The sequence below is a fragment of the Prosthecobacter sp. genome (genome assembly GCF_044226605.1).
Classification (GTDB): Bacteria; Verrucomicrobiota; Verrucomicrobiia; order Verrucomicrobiales; family Verrucomicrobiaceae; genus Prosthecobacter.
This window is the reverse complement of the sequence record NZ_JBGAGS010000019.1, coordinates 17538-37215: the sequence shown is the minus strand read 5'-3', so window position 1 is coordinate 37215 and position 19678 is coordinate 17538. Positions and strand designations below refer to the sequence as shown.

The following is a 19678-nucleotide window of genomic DNA, read 5'->3' as shown; positions in this document are numbered from 1 at the left end:
TCAGGAAGGGTTGCGTTTCAGGTTCACGACTGCATGCACCTTGACCGTGTCGCCCACTCGAATCAGCAGCAGCACGGACGGGACCTTGATGCCGCTCGTTTTTAGCGAGAGATCGAAATCCAGGTCAAAAGAGGCCTTGTCCCCTTGCTGCTTCCACTGGCTGATTTTCCCGGTGACCGTCTGCGTCTTCCCCAGGATCGTCAGGTTGATCGGCAGCGTCGAAGGTGCCGCCTCGCCCTGCCGGATCGCGCTGAACGGAGTGTCGATCACCCCTGTGATCAGCGGATGCGCGGTGGCCTGCATGGCCTTGCGCATGTTTTCGTCCCTCTTCGCCTCCGCCGTGTCCATCTTCGCCACGTCCACCGTCACCGTCGCCACCACCTTGGTGGGATTTCCCTCCTTGTCCGTGCTCACGGTGGTCACAAACGGCCTGGCCTCCACCTTCCCTCCCCAGTCATGCAGCGTGGAGGTGCCATCGAAAGAGATCTGGCTCGTGCCGGACCAGCGGGAGGTATCCGCCAGCGCAGCGCCGGCCGTCAGACAAAACAGACCCAGCAGACAAAGAGAATTTTTCATGCAGAAACGTGGTGAAAAGGAGTGGCGGCATTGCTGCCATAAATGGATGGATTCGTCTGACAGCACTGACGTCAGACAGCATTACGATTCGGCTCAGCATCCGGCATGCCTCAGGCAATACGCCAATGCTGCGCGGCTCTGGCACGGCAGTGCAAAAATCAAACCAGCAGACGCACCGTGGTCATCTCCCGCAGCGCCACATTGCGCCCGGCCTCACCGCCTCTCAGCACCTCTTTGCAGACCTCCTCCAGCCGCACCATGTCCATCCTCGCATCAAAAAACACCAGCCCATCCTCGCAGCAGGGCCTTTCTTTGATCTGGCGCTTCGCCTCATCGTCTGGCTCCGTCAAAGTACCTGTGACCTGATTCGTCGAAAGACTGTGATCTCCTTCCGTGCCCGGTTCGCAATAACTCACCAGGATGCGCCCCAGCAGACCTTCATGGTCGCAAACCTCCGGCGTAAAATCATCCTCCCGATGGTGCAGCCGCACCTGCATTCCCTGCTCCGTCCGGCAGATCATGACCCGGTGGCCGCCATCGATCGCTGCCAATGCCGCAAACACGGCCGGCATGATCGAGGTGGCTGTGCCTGCGTAGGCAAGCAGCAGCAGCGCGGCGAACATGCGGTGTATGCGCTCCATGAAAGAAGGTCCCTTGATTGAGAGGCTGCGATTTTTCCACATGAAGTACTTCATTCAAGCATTTCCTGTTCCACCCCTTCACAAGAGTCACCTGCTTCGCACCTGTGTTCTGCCGCTGCCATGTTTGCAAAGCTTCGTCTCATGGTGCGGATCATGTTGATAATGAATCTCACGATTGCCGCTTTCTCGCGACGTAATCACGGTCTCATCAGACGGAAGAATTTCGAACCCGAACTCATCGGCACCTCCACCTGGTTGTAGCCGCCCGCCGAAGTGATCGGGCGCGTGGAATTGATCCAGCTCGCCGGATTTAAATCAGGCGCCTCCTGCAGAATCCAGCCGGTGAAAGAATCCGGCCAGCTCACGCTGAGTGTTCCCGGACTCGACAGGGACACTTCCACCCGCGGCTTCACCACCACATCGTTCACTCCCAGCATGAAAGGAGAGAGGCTCGGGCTTACCGCCTGAATGACATGGTTCGCAGTGTCCACCTTGCAGCTCAGCTTCTCCCAGGCGCCATTGCGGAAGTGATAGATGACGAGCTGGTTCTCATCGTAGCCGGCCGGCAGCAGGCTCGGGTCATAGGCAAACTTGAGTTTGATGCTGCCCGTGTGCACGCCGTTGTAATTCAGCTTCCACAACTGCCTGCGTGTGCCATTCGGGGTCTGAACCGCCGGCAGCACAAACTCGCCCTCAGCCTCCCGTTCCGCCATCTCCGCATCGTCAGCATCCGAATACTCGCCGTAAAAGGTGCCTTCCTGGCTGATGCCGTCGAACTCGAAATCGACGCCTCCAACATGCCCGGAGCCGCCATTGCAGCTGCCGCCGCCACCGGTGCCGGTGGATCCTCCGCCAGTGACGACCACCTTGGTACCCGTGAGCAGGCTCAGCACGATGTCAAAGCTGACGCTTTGCCCCGCTGCCAGGTCGCCGAGATTCCAGCGCTGTCCGCCTGCAATCCAGCGGTTCGCAGGCGCGAAGCTGTCGCGCCCCTTGCGTCCGACGAACGGGGCGCTCTGCCAGTTGTTTTCAATCGAGAGGTGAACTCCGTCCGAAGGCTTGCCGCTCACATGATCGTCGATGCCATTGCCCTCCGTCCCATAGCTGCCGATCTCAAAAGCAGTGGGCGCCACCTTGGCATGGAAGCCGATCAGATCCTCCAGCCCGACGCTGGAGCTCTGGTTTCCGGCCGCGTTGCCGTCCACGCCGGACATTGTGGCATCGTACCGATACTCGGAGAGCTTCCCGGCGTAGCTGCGGTTGTCATACTGACCATGCTGGGAGATGAACCCGTGCAGCAGCTGGAACAATTGCACATTCGTGATGCTGACACCGCTGATGTTTTTCACGATGAAGGTCTGGTTCATCACATAGCGGTTGCTGTTGATCGCAGCGCCTCCACTTGCCGCTCCCGCTGGCGTCACTCCCATGGGTGTGCCCACCACGGTGTCCACCATCTCAAACCGCAGCGTGATTTCGAGGTCGTCGTTGGCGATCACGGATTCAGCAATCGGCAGTCCATCCACATTGCTGCCCGCAAGGTGAATCCCGGTGACCACATGAAAGTTCGAATTCGTCTGCCAGTCCGGATAAAGGAAGCTGGGGTCCAGCCACGTCGGTGACTGCGTCTGCCCATTGCGCTGGTAAGCAACGGCGCTGCCCCATTCGCCGGAAAGATACTCGCGTCCCACAAAACCCGGCGTGTTGTCGAGCAGGAAATCCGAGTAGCCGAAATCTGAAAGCGTGATGTTCCAGTTCGGATTGGCCAGGGTCATCGTCCCTCCCGTGCTCGATGCCGGACTTGCCTGAATGTTGTCCACCAGGAAGCGCAGCGCTCCAACCGGGGCCGCTGGAAGCTGGAGCACGATCTGGTCAAACGCGCCGCCTGTTGAGTTAAAATTGATCGTGCCCACCGGCAGCGTGTCCCCCACAGTCACCGTGCCATGCGCGATGCCCGTTCCCACACTCACCGGTGTGCCGCTGGAGGTGTCATACGCGGTGATCTGCACATTCGATGGCACGTCCACGCTCAGCGCTTCGACGGTCGCGAAGTCCACGCTCACCCCGGTGACCGGATGATCAAACTGCAGCACCAGCATGGCATTGTCCGCGAGCGGTTCGAGGTAGTTGCCATCGAACTTCGACAGCACTCGTCCGCTGGCCGTCTCGGTGGTGATCTTGAAGGCATTGGCCGTGGCCGAGCTGAAGGTTGCCGTGTAGCCCGCCTTCGTCTGCACCAGTGGCAGCGGCGCATCCAGCGCCGGAACAGGCGCTGCGGTGTCGAAATCATAATCGATGGTCACCGGCGCTACGGCGAAGTTCGCGGTCAGCGTGGCGTTGTCGTTTGCGGTGAAGGTGTAGCTCGCGCTGGTGCTTACCTCGGTGCCGGTGTTGTCCGTCCAATCGACAAACGTGTACCCGGGATTGGCCGTCGCGACGAGCGTCACGCTCGTGCCTGGATTCACGATGCCCGCACCCACGATGCTCCCCGCAGAGCTCGGGCTGGCGGAAGCTGAGATCGTGAGGCCCGCCACGAAGTGCGCCACCAGCGTGCGGCCGGTGCTGGCAGTGAATGAATAAGTCGCGCTCGTGCTGACAATTGCCGCGCCATCCGTCCAGTTCAGGAAGGCATAGCCCGCGTTCGGCGTCGCAGTCACGGTCACATTTGCGCCGCTGGCATAGGCTCCGCCGCCACCGGTGCTGCCACCGGCCGCTGGTGCGGAACTGGTGACAATCGTGCTCGCCGTGGCAAAGTTTGCCACCAGCGTCCGGTTCACACTCGCGGTGAACGTGTAGGTCGGGTCGGTGCTGACAATCGTCGCGCCGGAGCTCCAGTTCACAAAGGCATAGCCTGCATTGGGCGTTGCGCTCAAGGTCACACCGTCGCCAATCAAGTAGCTGCCGCCGCCGCTTGTGGTGCCTCCAGCCGCCGGACCCGCGCTTGTGGCAATGCTCACCCCGCCGGTGAGCGCGAAGTTCGCCACATAGGCATGATTCGCCTGCACGTTGCTAAAGTTCAGCGTCGTTCCAGTGCCGACGATGGCTCCGTTTTCCGTCCAGTTCACAAACTGCCATCCCGCCGTAGGCCTGGCGATGACGTTGCCGCTGTCTCCCGGATTGTAACTCGCGCTGTCTGCCTCCGTCGTGCCTCCCGCCGGTGGATTTGACGTGCCCGTGATATAATAGACCGGCGTGAAAGTCGCCACAAGCGCGCGGTCCGCACTCGCGGTAAAGGTATAGCTCGCCGCGCTGCTCACATTGCTCCCGCCCTGCTTCCATTTGCTGAATTTGTACCCCGGTGCCGCCGTCGCCACCACCGTCGCACTCGTGCCGTTCGCATACGAGCCGCCGCCGGTGGTCGTGCCCGAGTTCGCCGGTGAAACTGAAGTCGTGATCGCCCGCAGGATGCTGCCGGTCACGGCGAAGTTCGCCACCAGCGTGCGGTTCGAGGTCACATTGAAAGTGTAGCTCGCATTCGTGCTCACTTGCGCGCCGTTCTCCGTCCAGTTCACAAAGAAGTAGCCCGCATTTGCGGTGGCCGTCACCGTGGCGCTGCTGCCGCTGATGAACCCACCGTCGCCACTCGTGGTGCCTCCCGCCGCTGGCCCGGCGCTCGTGCTCACGGTGAAAGAGGGAAGGGGGGAGAAATTCGCCACCAGCACGCGGTCCGCCGTCGCATTAAAGTTATAGCTCGCACTGGTGCTCACAATCACCGCGCCTTCCGTCCAGTTCGTGAAACCGTAGCCTGCATTGGCCGTGGCCGTCACTGTGGCACTCGTGCCATCATCCACGAGCCCGTCTCCCGCCGTGGCACCGCCTGCCGCTGGCGCGGCGCTGGTCGTGATGGACCACTGCGTCACCAGCGGCGCAAAGTTCGCCACCAGCGAGTGGTTAACATCCATCGTCAGCGTGTAGCTGCCATCCACACTCACCACCTGCCCGTTGTCCGTCCAGTTCACAAACACATAGCCTGCCGCCGGCGTGGCCGTCACGGTGGCGCTGTCCCCCACGTTGAAGGAGCCGTCTCCCGTGGTCGTGCCCGTTCCCACCGGCGCTGCGGTGGTGTCCAGCAGGCTATGCGCTGGGAGCGCGGCGCCAGCGGCCGCGATGTTCATAGTGTAGTTCTTCTGCACATCCGGATTCACGCCATCGCTGGCGACCACGCTGAAGCTGTACGTGCCCGAAGTACTCGGCGTGCCGGAGAGCACACCCGTCACTTCATTGAAGGTCAGACCCGGCGGCACCGTGCCCAATTTCGCAGCCGTAAACGGCAGCGCCCCTTCAATGACCACCGTGCGCGGCGCGAAGGCCTTGCCCACCTTCCCCTCGCCTGTGTGATCAATGAGCCCCACCGCCGCATTCACATCCACCGCGGCCATTTGCGATCCGGTGAAATCTCCCACCACCACCTTCGTCGTCATGTCTGTGGTGATGGTGACCCACTCTCCCAGCGCGCCGTCAAAATGATCCGCATACGTGGCGCTGCCGGAGCCATGCTGCCCGTCTGCCCCCACCGCCGTCGCCATCGCCTCTCCCGTCTCCGCGTCCAGCGGGCCGGTGTACTTGTAGAATTCGTAGCGCCGCGTCACGACTTCATTGCCGTTCGGCAGCGCTTCAGCCGCCGCAGGCACCTTGTTGTTCGGGCCGCCGTCTGCCGCGCTCGTTTTCTTTTGCAGGATGCGCCACTCCGTTTCGACTTCGTCAGGCTCTCCGTTCTTCCAGTTCTTGTCGTTCGGGTTGCCCGGATCATCAGAGACCAGATCGCGCAGCTTCACCTTGTTCGCGTTATGCGTGGTGGTCTTGATCTCCTTCATCCACACCGCATTTCCAAACTCTTTGGGTGGCGGTGCTGGCGGTGGTGGCGGCGCGATCACCGCCTGCACCTGCGCCGGTGCCGCCGCCGCCGGAGGATAGTAGGTAAACGTCGGCGTGGACACCTGTACCACACCACCATGCACCAAAGTGCCAGAGCCGCTGTCCACCAGCCAGTTGTACAGCACCGCACTGGGCTGCACCGTGTAGCCCACACCGAAGTGCTCGCCGCCGAAGTTCACCGCTGGGTTGGTGAACTGATGTCCCTGCGTCGGCGGGATCGGGGCCGCGGGAATGGCCGTGTAGGACGCCCAGGTGCCGTCCGCATTCTTCTTGCTCTGCCAGCGGATGAAGACCTTCGGATGCCCCGCCACCGAATTGTCCTCCGTGATCTCCGGCACGCCGTAGTGGTTGTAGTTATACGTGTACGTGATGTCCGTGCTGTGAACGTCATCGAGCTCGATCTCAAACCCGTGACATTCCTTCCCGGTGTCGTTCACCGTGTCGAAGTTGTTGATGCTGCCATAGGCGATGCTTGCCCGCGCGCTGCCACTCCCTGCGGCATAAAACAGCGCCGCGAGCAGGCATGTCCACAACCCGTGGCGGACAAAGTTCCGGGCTGTGGGGTGCTTCACCGCGGACTTGGGGGGCTGGCTGGGGATCAGAGTTTTCATGGTGGTCAGGCTCATGGGTGTGCTGTCACAAAGGTTCCGGTTCGGGGTGTCCAAGATTCACCAGAGGCGCGCCGGGGCGCACGCGTTGCCTCCATGCGCTCCCGCAGACTGCGGCACAGGCGGTGCAAGTTCACCGCCACTGCGCTCCGCGTCCGCCCATGCATGGCGGCGATGTCACGGCTCGACTTCCCCTGCACGTAATGCAGCACCAGCAGCTCCCGCTGGGTGGAAGGCAGCCTCGCCAGCAGGGCGCACAGCCGGTGGTGCTGGTCGTGCAGCTGCTCCCGTTCCGGCGCCACTCCATCAAGGCAGTAGAGTTGTTCCCTCGACTTGCGCCGGGCCTCATTGCGCAGCGTGTTCAGTGCGCGGTGCATCCCGATGCTCCTCAGCCAGCCGCAGAAGGACCCGCGCGCTTCAAATTCACCTCCTTGGCGAAAGGCCTCCGCCATCGCCTCGTGCGCCACATCCTCCGCCACATGCGGAGAGAAGCGCTGTCCCAGCCACCCCGCCAGCCAGGGCACGCATTGAGCGTAAAGGCGCTCCGCCGCCATCGCATCTCCCTCCATGGCCCTCGCAAAGAGACGATCGTATTCGTCCCCGGAGTGAAGGTCGGCGGTGGTGGTGTTCATGACGTGCGTTTCCCCCGTATTCCGCCACAGACTGCGCTCCAAGGCACGTTATCGTTTGGTAATGAAAGCGCTGCAATTGCCGCAGGCTGCGTCTCGATTGCTCCCGGAGAAAAGGAGGACGGAGGATCAAGGTGTGCCAGGTCCCGTGGCCTCGATCCGCAAAAAGCGCGCTGCGGCTGCACCCGTTCCCATCGTATCGCGCACCTTCAGTTCGGTTGCCCCGTCGTTCAGGATGATCGCAGGCGTCCAGTTGATGAGATCCCCGGAGGCTTTCACCGTCGTGCTCATTTCCGCAGGGCGTATCGGGCTGCGGAAAACGCGCAGCGTCAGGTACACCGTGCCTCCCACGTTTTCCATCTGGAGCTGCGGCTGGCGTGTGCCTCCCAGCGCCGGATCCAGCCCCAGCGCGTACTCCAGCCAGTCGCTCATTCCGTCGCCATCGGAGTCACGCCGGTAGTCCGTCCCTCCCACCACCACCGACACCGTCGCCGGCTGAGAGTCCACATAGCTGCCGGAATCACTCGCGATGTAAGTGAAAACATCCGGCCCTTGGTAGCCGGCATCGGGGAAATACGTCGCCACCTTGCCCGCAATGCCGACGGTGCCGTGAGAAGGCTGCTGGATGACGCGCAGCTGCGGACTGGTGCCGCTGGCTGCAAGCGTGATGCTCGACTGCGTGTTCAAGGGCACCACCAGCTGCGCAGCTGCCACCGTGGGGCCGACGTGAGTGCTCGCATTGCTGCTGCCGGGTCCATTGTGGCAGTAGTAGCAGCTCACCTCCATGCCACGCTTCAGCGTCAGCAGGCCAAACTTCGTCGTCAGCGCCCGATCCGCCTGCGCACGTGACAACGGAGTACCGCGCAAGTCCGTTCCATGGCATTCCCGGCACGCCGCATAGTTGGGGCTGATGGCACGGGCGATGTCCGCGTGATCCTTCACCCAGGTCTGGCTGCCGATGGGGTGGATGCCGTGGGGGCCGCCCACGCTGTTGGAAGGCATGGAGGGATGGCACACGGTGCAGTCAGCCAGCTTGCCGCGGTGCCCCTGCTTGTTCCAGGAGTAGAGATTGTCATCCCGATGCAGAGACGGGTATTCCGCATGTGTGCTGCCATGGCAGGCGCTGCAAACCAGGCCGCCGTGTCCTTTTGAAAATCGAAACAGCGATTTGCCCGCCATGGGTGTGTCCGCATTGGTGGCGAAGCGCTGGTTCGCGGGCACACGCACCACGCCAGGTGCGCTGAAGACGCTGGTGAAGCGGATCGAGCCTTCATTCGACTGCGCATCTCCGCTGTGGCAGGCCTGGCAGTTGGGCTCGTCCAGCCAGCCGGTGCGGGCGGTGCTGCCCACGGTGCTCATGCTGCCATGGCAGCTCTGGCATTGCATCACCAGGGAGCCGTCCGCCGCGTTCACCGCGCCGCCCATCGCTCCGCGCAGGCAGCGCGTCTGCGAGCCCGGATGGCAGAGGTAGCAGGCATTCCGGCTGAGGGCGGAGTCCATGAGCTGGCCGTTGGTGGGGTTCGTCACCGTCGCATGCCTGCCGTGCATGGCCGCGGTCAGCGGCTTCACACCCGCGTAGCCCCCGGTCCCGAGCGCCTCGGAGGCATGGCACGTGGCGCACAGCACCTGCTTGTGATTGTTTGCGACGCTGTAATACAAGCCCTCCGGCGCATACCCCATGGCCGCCAGCGCCGGCGCGTACAGTGGGTCAGCGGCGCTCTTTTCATCGTGCAAACGCAGGATGTTCAAACGGAAGTCACGCTTGTCGTTCGCATCATTCACCCAGCCGGCCGCGGGCATCGCCGCAGGGCCGGAGCCTGACTTGTGGCAGGCGCGGCAGTCCATCTCGTCCGACACGGGTGCCACGATGTCCGCGCTTGCCAGCACGCTCCCGGCGCCGTTTTTCACCGAAACACGCAGCAGCGGATATGGATTGTGCCGGCCTGCATCATCCGTCGGTGTGAGCGGGATGCCCGCCGCCTCAAACCAGTTCATCCCGGCGCTCCATGTCATCGCCTGCGGAGTGTTGGCGGCGCCGGGCATGGACTTGCCCGCCAGCCCCTGGTCTGTTCCCAAATTCGCGCCAAACAGCACTGCCGCGTAGTCGTAGAAGTTTGTTTTGCCAAAGGAAGTCGTGTTGATCGAGCCGTCCGGATTCGCCAGCGCCTCATAGGTTACCGTGATGCCTGCTGCCGTCGGGTCCGTGATCAAACGCCCCGCCGCATCCATCACCTGCGCGTTGATCGTGTTGAATGGCGGCAGGATGGAAAAAACGCTGTAGTCATCGTCCATGCAGTGCATGCCCAGGTTGTTCCACGCCACCACCGTCCACTGTCCGCCTCCGGCATGCAGCACCGCAGGCTGCATCAGCAGGCCTGCCAGCAGCCAGCTTCGCCAAATAGAAGATGGGCGGTTCATTTCCCCTCATTTCGCCACAAGCCGCTTCCGCTGGCACGTTATCGTTTGGTAATGAAGCCAATCCCCGCCTCAATTTGCGTGCCTTTTTCTTCGCCCCGTGCCTAAGCTGGCTTTTTCCATGCATATCTTGCTCGTAGAAGACGATGCCGAACTCGCGCGCCAGACGGCGCTCTGGCTCCATGAGGCAGGCCACAGCTCCATTCACTGCACCAGTGGCGCCGCCGCCCTCTCGCTGCTGTCCCGGCAATCCTTCGCCGCGGTCATCCTCGATGTCGGCCTTCCTGACATGGACGGTTTCACCGTCGTGGAAAAAATGCGCGCAGCCGGGCAGTCGCTGCCCGTGCTCTTTCTCACCGCGCGCGACAATGTGACCGACCGCGTGCGCGGTTTGAAAGCCGGCGGCGATGACTACGTCACCAAGCCCTTCGCCATGGAGGAGCTGCTCGCGCGGCTGGAGGCCCTCCAGCGCCGCGCAGCCGGCAGCGCCGCCGCTCCTGCCACACGCACCATTGGCCGATGGACGCTCGATCCCATCAAACGCCGCCTGCTTCATGCCGAGGAAAAAGTCGAGCTCCAGCCCCGCGAGTGGACGCTGCTGGAGGTCCTTCTCGCCAATGAAGGCCGCACCCTCACCAAGAAGTTCCTCCTCGAAAAAGTCTGGGACATCCAGTTTGACCCTGGCACCAATGTCGTGGATGCGATGATCTGCAAGCTGCGCCGGAAGCTCGATTCTCCAGGCCAGCCGTCCTACCTGCAAACCGTCCGAGGCAAAGGCTATGTTTTCAAAGCTGTTCCCTGAACGCATGCCGTCCACCTGGCGGCTGGGCCTGCTGCTCGCCGTGCTCATGGCCTGCAGCACCGCCCTCTGCATCACCGTCGCCGGCTGGGCCATGCGGCAAAATCTCAGCAGCATCGCACGCGCCGTGGTGCTTGATGATCTGGGCGAATACGCCGTGCTCTACAATCGCAACGGCCTCAAGGAACTCCGGGAAGTTTTTGAAGCCGGCAAGCACGAGGAGAGCCAGGCCGTCCGCATCACCAATCCTCAGGGAGACACCATCTTCGAGCAGACACCGGACGCCGTCGCCGGCTACAACTGGCCCAGGCGTCCGCCCAAAAAAATGAAGCCTTCGGAAACCTGGCTCATGACCATCGCGCACACGGAACGGCAGCAGCAGCTTCTCGTCGGCTGCCAGGTTTTGGACGATGGCAATGCGCTCTGGTTTGGCCGCACCGACGCCGAAGACCTCGCCTACGTCGAGCACATCCGCCGCCACCTCTGGTTTGCCGGGCTCGCCTCCACCGTCCTCATGCTCCTGCCTCTCACCTGGTTTGTACGTCATGTGCTCCAGCCCGTGCGGGAGATGATGCTCAGCACCAGCAAGATCGCCGGAGGCAGCACCGACGCCCGCCTCCAGGCGCCCGATGCTGTCCCCGAGCTGCAGGCCTTCGCCACCGCCTTCAATACCGGCCTCGACCGCATCGCCGCACTCACCGCAGAGCTGCAGGACGCCAATGACAACCTCGCGCATGAACTGCGCACCCCGCTCGCCCGCATCCGCGGCAACCTCGAAACCTTCCACGACCACATCGAAAACCCCACCGCACGCGACGCCGCCGCACGCGGCCTGGAGGAGCTCGACCGCGCCACCGCGCTCGTGCAGACCATCCTCATCACCCGCGCCGCCGAGCACAAAGCCCTCAAGCTCCACCTGGAGATCATCGACCTGCGCGAACTGCTCACCGATTTGTTTGAACTCTACAAGGCCGCCGCCGAGGAGCGCGCCCTCCGCTTCACCCTCGAAGCCCCGGACACCCGCTGGGTGCTCATCGACCGCCAGCGCATCAACCAGGCCGTGGCCAACCTCCTCGACAACGCCTTCGCCTACACCCCGCGTGGCGGCGTCGTCACCCTCGCCCTCAGCATTCAGGGCGAGCAGGCCCGCATCTCCGTCCGCGACACCGGCCCCGGCCTCACCGCCGCCGATCACGCCAGGATCTGGCAGCGCTACGTCCGCGGCTCCGCCTCGAGCGCCACCACCCCCGGCATGGGCCTCGGCCTCAGCCTCGTCCAAGCCCTCGCCCACGCCCACCACGGCAGCGCCGGCTGCCGCAACAACGACGACCAAGGCGCCGAATTCTGGATCGACCTCCCCGCCACCGATCCCCTCGCCTCCGCGAATGTGGTTTGATTAAAAAAACAAATCGCCCAACTCGGAACACGTAAAAAAGAGAACATCTCAACACACCACACCCGCCTTTCCTCTGGGCCGGATCGTCCTCGCCCTCCTACTCGAACTCAGCCTGCCCTTCGTAGCTTTAGCGAAGAACGGGTCCTCGATTCCAGCACGTCAAACCTCCCCATTCTATTCGTCCAACCTTAGAGTTTTGTCATTTCCCCCCCTTTCGATCCCCGTCTTCTCATAAATCATCTCCACGATCCTCTTCGCCCTTGGCTCCGAGACCCACGGTTCCTATCCGGCAAACTCCGGAAAATTTTTCTACCCATAATCTTTCTACTCTTCATCTGTCCGCATTCCTGTGCCATCGGTTGAACGTCACACCGCCGCGCACCTCATGGGATTTTTTGATTCATTGTTTCGCCGCAAACGACAAACCTCGGTTGTCTCTACCTCTGACTCACGGACTCAGCAGGCACTTGTCGCGTTCCGGCAAGCGGCAATCCTCGCTGCCGAGGATAAGCTCGCTCGCTCATTATCAGAAGCCGAGCGTCGCGGTCTTGAAAGCGTCGCCTCCATGATGATGCTCGAGTCATGCGAGCGTTCGTTTAGTTCGCCACATGTCACTCAGACACAAGTAATCGCTGATCTGGAATACTTCGCAAAGCAGGCGCAGAAAACATGAGGCCATGATCTGATCATGCGCCTCAGTTCAGAACGCGCTCGCTTCCCCCCCAATCCAACGCTCACCCCCATGTCCAAACTCCGCGTCGAAAGCTTCACCCTCTCCCTCGATGGCTTCGCCGCCGGCCCCGATCAAAGTCTGGACAACCCTCTCGGCATCGGCGGCACCGCTCTCCACGCCTGGGCTTTTTCCACTCGCACTTTCCAGTCCAAGCTCTTCGGCAAACCCGACGGTGAGACCGGCATCGACGAAGACTTCGCGGCGCGCGGCTTCCACAACGTCGGCGCCTGGATCATGGGCCGCAACATGTTCAGCCCCTTTCGCGGCCCATGGCTCGATGACTCCTGGAAAGGCTGGTGGGGCGACAACCCCGTCTATCACGTGCCTGTGTTCGTCCTCACCCACCATCCCCGCGAGCCCCTCGTCATGGAAGGCGGCACCACCTTCCATTTCATCACCGACGGCATCCACGCCGCGCTCGAGCAGGCCCGCGCTGCCGCCAACGGCATGGACGTCCGCATCGGCGGCGGCGCCTCCACCATCCGCCAATACCTCGAAGCCCGCCTCATCGACGAACTCCACCTCGCCATCTCCCCCGTCCTCCTCGGCACCGGCGAGCCCCTCCTCACCGGCCTCAACCTCCCCGCCCTCGGCTACACCTGCACCCAGCACGCGGCCTCCGCCCGCGCCACCCACATCGTCCTAACCCGTTCATAACCCATTCCGGAAAAAATCTTCGTTACCCCCAATCTTCGTTACCCTTTCTCCGGACTTATCCCCGGCGTCTCCACAACGCCCCAAAAATAATCCCCTCTCCACCCATCCACTTCTCCCCCACTCCACGATAACTCATTGATCACCGACTCAAAGCTCAACCAATCTAGGAAGAGCCGACAAGAAAAGTGATTGTCAGGCGCGCGGACCCTCACCGGTCCCGCGCCTCTTTTTTTCCGTTTTTCTGGCTCCCAAGGATCCCTTGATGACCAGCCCATTCAGGCTCAAGTCATGAGGGTGAACGTGCGATGAGATCCGTCACGGTCATATGATGTTGGAGTTGCAGCCGAAAAGTTGTGCGTCTCCATGAGGCGGGTTAAAGGTTGACTGAATCAGGCATGCTTCTGGAACAATCACAACATGAAGGGGAAGAGTGGCGCTTCGAAGTGGATTATGTGCCTGCAGGAATGAAGGCAGTCAGGATCGGGTGGGCGGCAAGAATGAACGACTTCGAGAGGTTCCAGGCCCTCCGGAAAGTGCTTTCTCCAAACAATGGTTTGAGTGGGCCTCACTACGCCGATTCAACAAGATCCCACGGTTTCACCGTGAAAGGATCGCCAGATGATTCCCATGTTCGATATGCGATTGCTGAACTCCAAAAAGCTGGCTGGACACCGGTGTTTCAGGGGATGGCAGGGCCAGGCGAATGGGACAATCATTTCCCAATAAAGCGGTTTCGTCCTGATTACCCATTAGACAGCTCCGACTGGCTCATGCTATCTGGTGCCTGTGGAGATGGCGGAATCATACTCCAAGCAGACGAGAGTGGAATGGTGGCCATCGCCAGGCCTGAATGGGCGAAGAAAAAAAGCCATTGCCTCAATCTGCTGTGGTGTGAACTGGCGGTTTCGCAGGAGTTCAAAGACAGTTTTGAGCAGGCGCAACTTACAGGTGCCGTGTTCCGCCCACTTACCTACGTGCCTTCCGCTCCAGGATTTCATCCCAAGCTTTATCCCAACAAACCACTTCCGCCATGCAACCGAATCTATTGGATGGACAGCACTGTAGTCGCGCCGTGGTCACTCCGTAACCGACGGCTTGTCATGAGGTCTTCAGATCACCCGCTGTATGGCACTTTGCTCGGCCACACGAATGAACCGCTGATGGGGCAGTTGGGAGAAGTCGGCTTTGACGATGCAGGCTATACCGGCCGCGGCGTCGACTATTCCAGAGCCGAAATGGAAGCGCTGGAAGGTGTGGACTTCATGCGCATGGCAGAGTGGATGTGCGAACGCAACGGCGTCTGGCGTTCGCCTCATCTGGTAAGTCAGCGTTTTCGCAAGTGGGCCCGAAACTTTGGCTGCCGACTTAATATGAACGGAGTCAAACTGCGGGACTGAAACCCACCTCTCAATCTTTGCACAGACGCTTGTAGCTTGGCATCATGCCCGCCATTCATCGGCATTCCCCTTCACCCCTCCCATGAGCAGCTCAGACCGCCATCGTGGCAAACACCCCTCAGACACTGAGCTCTTCGGCCCCGCCCCCACGCCTGCCCTCCGTCAGGCCGTCTCCGACCTCTCCTGGCTCCTCGGTCGCGGCTACGCCCGCAACTCCGCCGTCAAACTCGTCGGCGACCGCTACGAACTCCGCGAGCGCCAGCGCCTCGCCGCAGCCCGTGCCGCCTGCTCAGACACCGCACGCGAAGCCCGCGCCCAAAATCATCTTCCCGCCGAGGCCCTGCGCGGCCGCAGCGTGTGGATCGACGGCTTCAATCTCCTCGTCACCCTCGAAGCCGCCCTCAGCGGCGGCGTCCTCCTGCACTGCCGCGACGGCTGCCTGCGCGACATGTCCAGCGTCCACGGCTCCTACCACGCCGTGGTAGAAACGGACACCGCCATCACCCTCGTCGGCAGCCGCCTCGCCGAACTCCACGCCGCCTCCGTCCACTGGCTGCTCGACAAGCCCGTCTCCAACAGCGGCCGCCTCGCCGCCCGCATCCGCGAACTCACCAAGCAGCACACCTGGCCCTGGACCGTCGAAGCCGTCTTCAATCCCGACACCGACCTCATCGCCGCCCGCGACTCCATCATCATCAGCTCCGACGCCGTCGTCATCGATGGCGCCGCCTCCTGGTACAACCTCGCCTCCGACCTCATCCTCACCCACCCCTGCGGCCCCACCTGGATCGTGGATCTCCACGATTAAAAAATGCCTCCCGCTAAAAAAAATCCATCTCCACCCATCCACATCTCCCACCCGCCACGATGACCCAGTGATCACCGACACAAAAAGCTCAACCACTCTAGGAAGAGCCAGAAACAGACAGATCGTCAGGCGCGCGGACCCTCACCGGTCCCGCGCCTCTTTTCGTTGCTCGGTGTCCCAGCAGATTCTGACTCTGATTCTCAGAAAATTTTTCTGCCCTAAATCTTTCTGCCCTTTTTCAAGACCGCTGAGCCCAGCGCACCAGCCGCAAAACCAAGGCTTCAGACTCCCGCCCCCATTTTCGCGTCGTCTTGCGCCTCTTTGCGGCCACCAACTCCCACTCTGTAAAATTCTCTGCGGCGTTCCCTCCTCTGCGGTGTAAAAATCCGCCATGCCCACCCGCCGCTGGAAACCCCTCGCCCTCCGCCTCTGGCGTTTGTCGTTGCTGGTCCTGGCGGTCCTAGCCCTCCGCCGCACCCACCCTGCAGCCTCAGCCGTCTCCCTTACCCCGGACCGCATCCACGACTTCTTCCCCGCCGCCGCTACTCTCTCACCGCCCAACAGCGGCGGCATGCAGGCCGTGCAGGACACCTCCGGCATCACCCTCGGCCACGTCATGCAGACCTCCCCGGAGGCCGATGACATCATCGGCTACTCCGGCCCCACCAACACTCTCATCGCCCTCGACTCCCGCGGCAAAGTCCTCGGCCTCCGCATCCTCTCCAGCGGCGATACCACCGATCACCTCGCCGAAGTCGTACGCCATCGCCCCTTCTTCAAACAGTTCACCGAAAAGAAAGCCGCCGACCTCGCCACCCTACAGCCCCAGGCCGTCACCGGCGCCACCCTCACCAGCAGCGCCATCGCCGAGGGCATCCTCCGCCGCCTCGGCAAAAGCGCCACCACCTCCCTGCGCTTCCCGGACGCCATCACCCTCGCCGAAGTCCAAAAACTCGAGCCCAAGGCCGCCTCCCTCCAGGAATCCAAAACCCACCCCGGCTCCCAGGAGGTTCTCGATGCCACCGGCACCCCCATCGCCCTCGCCGCCCGCACCGCTCCCGCATCCGACAGCACCATCGGCTACAAAGGCCCCAGCGATACCTTCATGCTCCTGGACGCCACCGGCACCACGCTGCGCGGCATCGCCCTGCGCCGCAGTTACGACACCGAGGAATACGTCGGCTACGTCACCGGCGACCCCACGTTTCTGAAAACCTTCGATGGCATGACCACCGAAAACATCGCCCACATCGATTTCGCCGCCGCCGGAGTCGAAGGCGTCTCCGGCGCCACCCAGACCAGCTACGGCATCGCCGAAGGCGTCCGCGTCCGCGCCGAATCCTGGCTCAAAGAAAGCGAAGCCCGCCGCACTTGGTGGCAGCAGATCCGCGCCCGCTGGCGCTGGCAGGACACCGGCCACGCCACCATCCTCCTCGCCGCCCTCCTCATGGCCTTCACCCCCCTGCGCGGCCGCGCCTGGTGCCGCCACCTGCACCACGCCCTGCTCGTCATTTACGGCGGCTTCATCGCCGGAGAGATGCTCTCCCAGGGCCTCCTCGCCGGCTGGGCCGCCCACGGCACCCCATGGAAAAATGCCACCGGCCTGGTCCTCCTCGCCGCCGTCGCCCTGGTCGGCCCCGTCTTCACCAGCAGGCAGCTCTACTGCCACCACATCTGCCCCCACGGCGCCCTGCAGCAGCTTTTGGCCCGCCACCTGCCCTGGCACTGGTCCCCTTCCAAACGCATCGACAAAACCCTCTCCAAGCTCCCCTTCCTCCTCCTCGCCCTCGTCCTCTTCAGCGCCGCCTTCGCCCTCCCCGTCAATCTGAACTCCCTTGAACCCTTCGATGCCTACCTCTTCCGCGTCGCCGGCTGGGCCAGCATCGCCATCGCCATTGGCGGCCTCCTCTGGTCCTTCTTCACCCCCCTCGCCTACTGCCGCTACGCCTGCCCCACCGGCGCCCTTTTCAAGCTCCTCCGCTTCACCGGCGATGCCGACCGGCTCGGCACTCGCGATTGGCTCGCCGCCCTGTGCCTGGCGGTCGTTTTTCTCCTGGCTCCCGGCTGAAGGCAAAGAACAGGCTGCTCATTCACTTCAGCGCGGATCGGCGGATGTAGCGCGGTATTCCGATACCGCGTCGGGGCGTACTCGGAATCGGAATTCCGAGCTACATCAAGCCCGCTACACGCTGGGCGTGCAGCCCAAAAACACGCACCATCGAAGTTGCCTCTCGTTCCACGATCCAGCCGCCTTGAGTTCGTGTTCCCCTCTTTCCAGCCCTCATCCCACCCTCTCACCCGTGGCTAAAAAATATCCAAACTGACCCATCACCCGTTCTTCTCTTGGCTCCGGCCTGAAACCGGACTACCAGACACTCCAGACATGTCCATCATCCCCAAACTCGAGTCCAAATTCGGCCGCTTCGCCATTCACGGCCTCGTGCAGATCATCGCCGGCTTTCAGCTCCTCGTGCTCGTCATCGTCATGGTCATGAACAAAGAAGGGCGGGATGCCTACCTGCAGTTCCTTGAGCTTAATCCCGAGCGCGTCCTGCATGGAGAAGTCTGGCGCCTCGTCACCCACGTCTTCATTCCCCGCAATTTCTCCCTCATCTGGGCCCTCATCGGCACCATGTTCATGATGTGGATCGGCCGTGGTCTCGAAGGAGCCTGGGGCGCCTTCCGCGTCAATCTCTACATCTTCGGCTGGATGTTTGCCGTCACCCTCGGCACGCTCATCTTTGGCTGGGCCGCAGAGGGCCTCTTCCTCTACCAGACCCTCCTCTTCGCCTTCGCCACCCTGTTCCCCGATGAAGAGATCTACATCTACTTCATCCTCCCCATCAAAATGAAATGGGTCGCCGCCATCAGCGCCGGCATGACGGCCTTCCTCGTCATTGCCGAGCCCTCCATGTTCTTCCCCGTGCTCGTCGGCCACTTGAACTTCCTCATCGCCTTCGGCCCCGGCTTTGTCAGCGAGCGCGCCCGCATGGCCCAGGTGGCCTCCCGCCGCAGCCGCTTTGAGTCCTCCAAAATCCCCGAAGGCACCTTCTTCCACCAGTGCTCCGTCTGCAAAAAGACCGAGATCGACAACCCTCAGCTCGATTTCCGCGTCCTCGACTCCGGCGAAGAAATCTGCACCGTCTGCCGCGCCAAACAGACACAGACCGCCGGCTAAGCCATAAACGCACACGCCATGGAAAACGCCCCCCCCATGGACAACACAGCCCCGGCACCGGTGTCGGCACCGGACCCTCTCGCCACCGGCTTCCTCGAATTCATGGAAGCCGAGCGCCGCTCCTCCGACCGCACCCTGGCCAACTACGAGCTCGCCCTCCGCCAGTTCCGTGAATGGCGCACCCCCTTCAAAGGCTGGGCCGAACTCACCGCAGACGACTTCCGCGCCTTCCTTTTCGATTTGATGAAAAAGGAGCGCGGCCGCGCCACCATCCGCCTCCAGTTCGCCGCCCTCCGCTCCTTCTTCAAATGGCTCACCCGCCGCCGCGGCTGGAAGGCCAATCCCCTCCTCGACGTCCAGCTCCCCAAGCGCGAAAAAAAGCTCCCCGTCGTCCTCACCCTCGCCCAGGTCGAGGCCATGCTCGCCCTCCCGCTCAGCATGGAAAAATCCAAGCGCGACGCCCTCTGGGCGCCCGAGCGCGACACCGCCATTCTCGAGCTTTTCTACAGCACCGGCATGCGCCTCAGCGAACTCGTCGCCCTGAACGTCGCCGACATTGACACCTACACCGAAACCGTCCGCGTCTTCGGCAAAGGCAAAAAGGAGCGCCTCTGCCCCGTCGGCTCCAAAGCCTTGGAGGCCGTCCAGCGCTACCGCCTCAAAGCCGGCGTGCATGACGGCCCCCTCTTCCTCAGCAAGCTGCGTAAACGCATCACCGCCCAGTCCGTGGACGACGTCATCATGAAATACTGGCGCGCCTCCGGCATCCCCGTGCACCTCACCCCGCACAAGCTCCGCCACAGCTTCGCCACCCACCTCCTCAACAACGGCGCTGATCTGCGCAGCGTCCAGGAGCTGCTCGGCCACGCCAGCCTCTCCACCACGCAGATCTACACCCACGTCTCCACGCAGCGCATGAAGGAAGTGTACGAGTCCGCGCACCCTCGCGCTTGAGCGGCCGCCTTC

14 protein-coding genes are annotated in these 19678 nt (G+C 62.4%); 9 read left to right on the top strand and 5 right to left on the bottom strand.

From position 1 onward, the window contains the following. The 5 genes from ACILSO_RS23795 to ACILSO_RS23775 all read right to left on the bottom strand — a co-directional run bounded on the left by ACILSO_RS23795 (position 1) and on the right by ACILSO_RS23775 (position 9747). Complete coding sequence (locus ACILSO_RS23795; RefSeq protein ID WP_395739970.1) at positions 1 to 576, bottom strand: YceI family protein; 576 nt, start codon at positions 574 to 576, stop codon at positions 1 to 3. Between the two features lie 158 nt (positions 577 to 734). Next, positions 735 to 1217: a hypothetical protein gene (locus ACILSO_RS23790; RefSeq protein WP_395739969.1), complete on the bottom strand. Its 483-nt coding sequence runs from the start codon at positions 1215 to 1217 to the stop codon at positions 735 to 737. Between the two features lie 197 nt (positions 1218 to 1414). After that, positions 1415 to 6703, bottom strand: coding sequence for a beta strand repeat-containing protein (locus tag ACILSO_RS23785; protein ID WP_395739968.1), 5289 nt, complete (start codon positions 6701 to 6703; stop codon positions 1415 to 1417). 11 nt (positions 6704 to 6714) lie between these two features. Beyond that, positions 6715 to 7332 carry an RNA polymerase sigma factor gene (locus ACILSO_RS23780; RefSeq protein WP_395739967.1) on the bottom strand — a complete coding sequence of 206 codons (618 nt, stop codon included), beginning with the start codon at positions 7330 to 7332 and terminating at the stop codon, positions 6715 to 6717. A 126-nt stretch (positions 7333 to 7458) separates the two neighbouring features. Continuing rightward, the gene (locus ACILSO_RS23775) at positions 7459 to 9747 is read right to left on the bottom strand and encodes a multiheme c-type cytochrome (RefSeq protein ID WP_395739966.1); all 2289 of its coding nucleotides are present in this window, start codon (positions 9745 to 9747) and stop codon (positions 7459 to 7461) included. A gap of 118 nt (positions 9748 to 9865) precedes the next feature. On the opposite strand from ACILSO_RS23775, the gene ACILSO_RS23770 reads away from it, so the two are divergent. From ACILSO_RS23770 to xerA, 9 genes are all read left to right on the top strand, one after another. After that, positions 9866 to 10546 carry a response regulator transcription factor gene (locus ACILSO_RS23770; protein ID WP_395739965.1) on the top strand — a complete coding sequence of 227 codons (681 nt, stop codon included), beginning with the start codon at positions 9866 to 9868 and terminating at the stop codon, positions 10544 to 10546. Positions 10547 to 10550: 4 nt separating this feature from the next. Continuing rightward, a complete protein-coding gene (locus ACILSO_RS23765) occupies positions 10551 to 11939 on the top strand; it encodes a sensor histidine kinase (RefSeq protein WP_395739964.1) in 1389 nt (462 codons plus the stop codon). Positions 11940 to 12324: 385 nt separating this feature from the next. Next, positions 12325 to 12612 carry a hypothetical protein gene (locus ACILSO_RS23760; protein WP_395739963.1) on the top strand — a complete coding sequence of 96 codons (288 nt, stop codon included), beginning with the start codon at positions 12325 to 12327 and terminating at the stop codon, positions 12610 to 12612. Between the two features lie 69 nt (positions 12613 to 12681). Next, on the top strand, positions 12682 to 13329 hold the full coding sequence (locus ACILSO_RS23755) for a dihydrofolate reductase family protein (RefSeq protein WP_395739962.1): 648 nt from the start codon (positions 12682 to 12684) through the stop codon (positions 13327 to 13329). Positions 13330 to 13724: 395 nt separating this feature from the next. Next, a complete protein-coding gene (locus tag ACILSO_RS23750; protein WP_395739961.1) occupies positions 13725 to 14726 on the top strand; it encodes a hypothetical protein in 1002 nt (333 codons plus the stop codon). A gap of 82 nt (positions 14727 to 14808) precedes the next feature. Then, positions 14809 to 15534 (top strand): DUF434 domain-containing protein, encoded by a 726-nt coding sequence (locus ACILSO_RS23745; RefSeq protein WP_395739960.1) that lies wholly within the window; start codon positions 14809 to 14811, stop codon positions 15532 to 15534. 391 nt (positions 15535 to 15925) lie between these two features. Further along, complete coding sequence (locus ACILSO_RS23740; protein ID WP_395739959.1) at positions 15926 to 17602, top strand: 4Fe-4S binding protein; 1677 nt, start codon at positions 15926 to 15928, stop codon at positions 17600 to 17602. 315 nt (positions 17603 to 17917) lie between these two features. After that, positions 17918 to 18712 carry a hypothetical protein gene (locus ACILSO_RS23735; RefSeq protein ID WP_395739958.1) on the top strand — a complete coding sequence of 265 codons (795 nt, stop codon included), beginning with the start codon at positions 17918 to 17920 and terminating at the stop codon, positions 18710 to 18712. Between the two features lie 36 nt (positions 18713 to 18748). Continuing rightward, complete coding sequence (xerA, locus tag ACILSO_RS23730; protein WP_395739957.1) at positions 18749 to 19666, top strand: site-specific tyrosine recombinase/integron integrase; 918 nt, start codon at positions 18749 to 18751, stop codon at positions 19664 to 19666. Positions 19667 to 19678 lie beyond the last annotated feature (12 nt).

Excerpts from the sequence above, each read along its gene's own strand:
- ACILSO_RS23795 (WP_395739970.1), bottom strand. The coding sequence starts at position 576 with ATGAAAAATTCTCTTTGTCTGCTGGGTCTGTTTTGTCTGACGGCCGGC.
- ACILSO_RS23790 (WP_395739969.1), bottom strand. The coding sequence starts at position 1,217 with ATGGAGCGCATACACCGCATGTTCGCCGCGCTGCTGCTGCTTGCCTAC.
- ACILSO_RS23785 (WP_395739968.1), bottom strand. The coding sequence starts at position 6,703 with ATGAAAACTCTGATCCCCAGCCAGCCCCCCAAGTCCGCGGTGAAGCAC.
- ACILSO_RS23780 (WP_395739967.1), bottom strand. The coding sequence starts at position 7,332 with ATGAACACCACCACCGCCGACCTTCACTCCGGGGACGAATACGATCGT.
- ACILSO_RS23775 (WP_395739966.1), bottom strand. The coding sequence starts at position 9,747 with ATGAACCGCCCATCTTCTATTTGGCGAAGCTGGCTGCTGGCAGGCCTG.
- ACILSO_RS23770 (WP_395739965.1), top strand. The coding sequence starts at position 9,866 with ATGCATATCTTGCTCGTAGAAGACGATGCCGAACTCGCGCGCCAGACG.
- ACILSO_RS23765 (WP_395739964.1), top strand. The coding sequence starts at position 10,551 with ATGCCGTCCACCTGGCGGCTGGGCCTGCTGCTCGCCGTGCTCATGGCC.
- ACILSO_RS23760 (WP_395739963.1), top strand. The coding sequence starts at position 12,325 with ATGGGATTTTTTGATTCATTGTTTCGCCGCAAACGACAAACCTCGGTT.
- ACILSO_RS23755 (WP_395739962.1), top strand. The coding sequence starts at position 12,682 with ATGTCCAAACTCCGCGTCGAAAGCTTCACCCTCTCCCTCGATGGCTTC.
- ACILSO_RS23750 (WP_395739961.1), top strand. The coding sequence starts at position 13,725 with ATGCTTCTGGAACAATCACAACATGAAGGGGAAGAGTGGCGCTTCGAA.
- ACILSO_RS23745 (WP_395739960.1), top strand. The coding sequence starts at position 14,809 with ATGAGCAGCTCAGACCGCCATCGTGGCAAACACCCCTCAGACACTGAG.
- ACILSO_RS23740 (WP_395739959.1), top strand. The coding sequence starts at position 15,926 with ATGCCCACCCGCCGCTGGAAACCCCTCGCCCTCCGCCTCTGGCGTTTG.
- ACILSO_RS23735 (WP_395739958.1), top strand. The coding sequence starts at position 17,918 with ATGTCCATCATCCCCAAACTCGAGTCCAAATTCGGCCGCTTCGCCATT.
- xerA (WP_395739957.1), top strand. The coding sequence starts at position 18,749 with ATGGACAACACAGCCCCGGCACCGGTGTCGGCACCGGACCCTCTCGCC.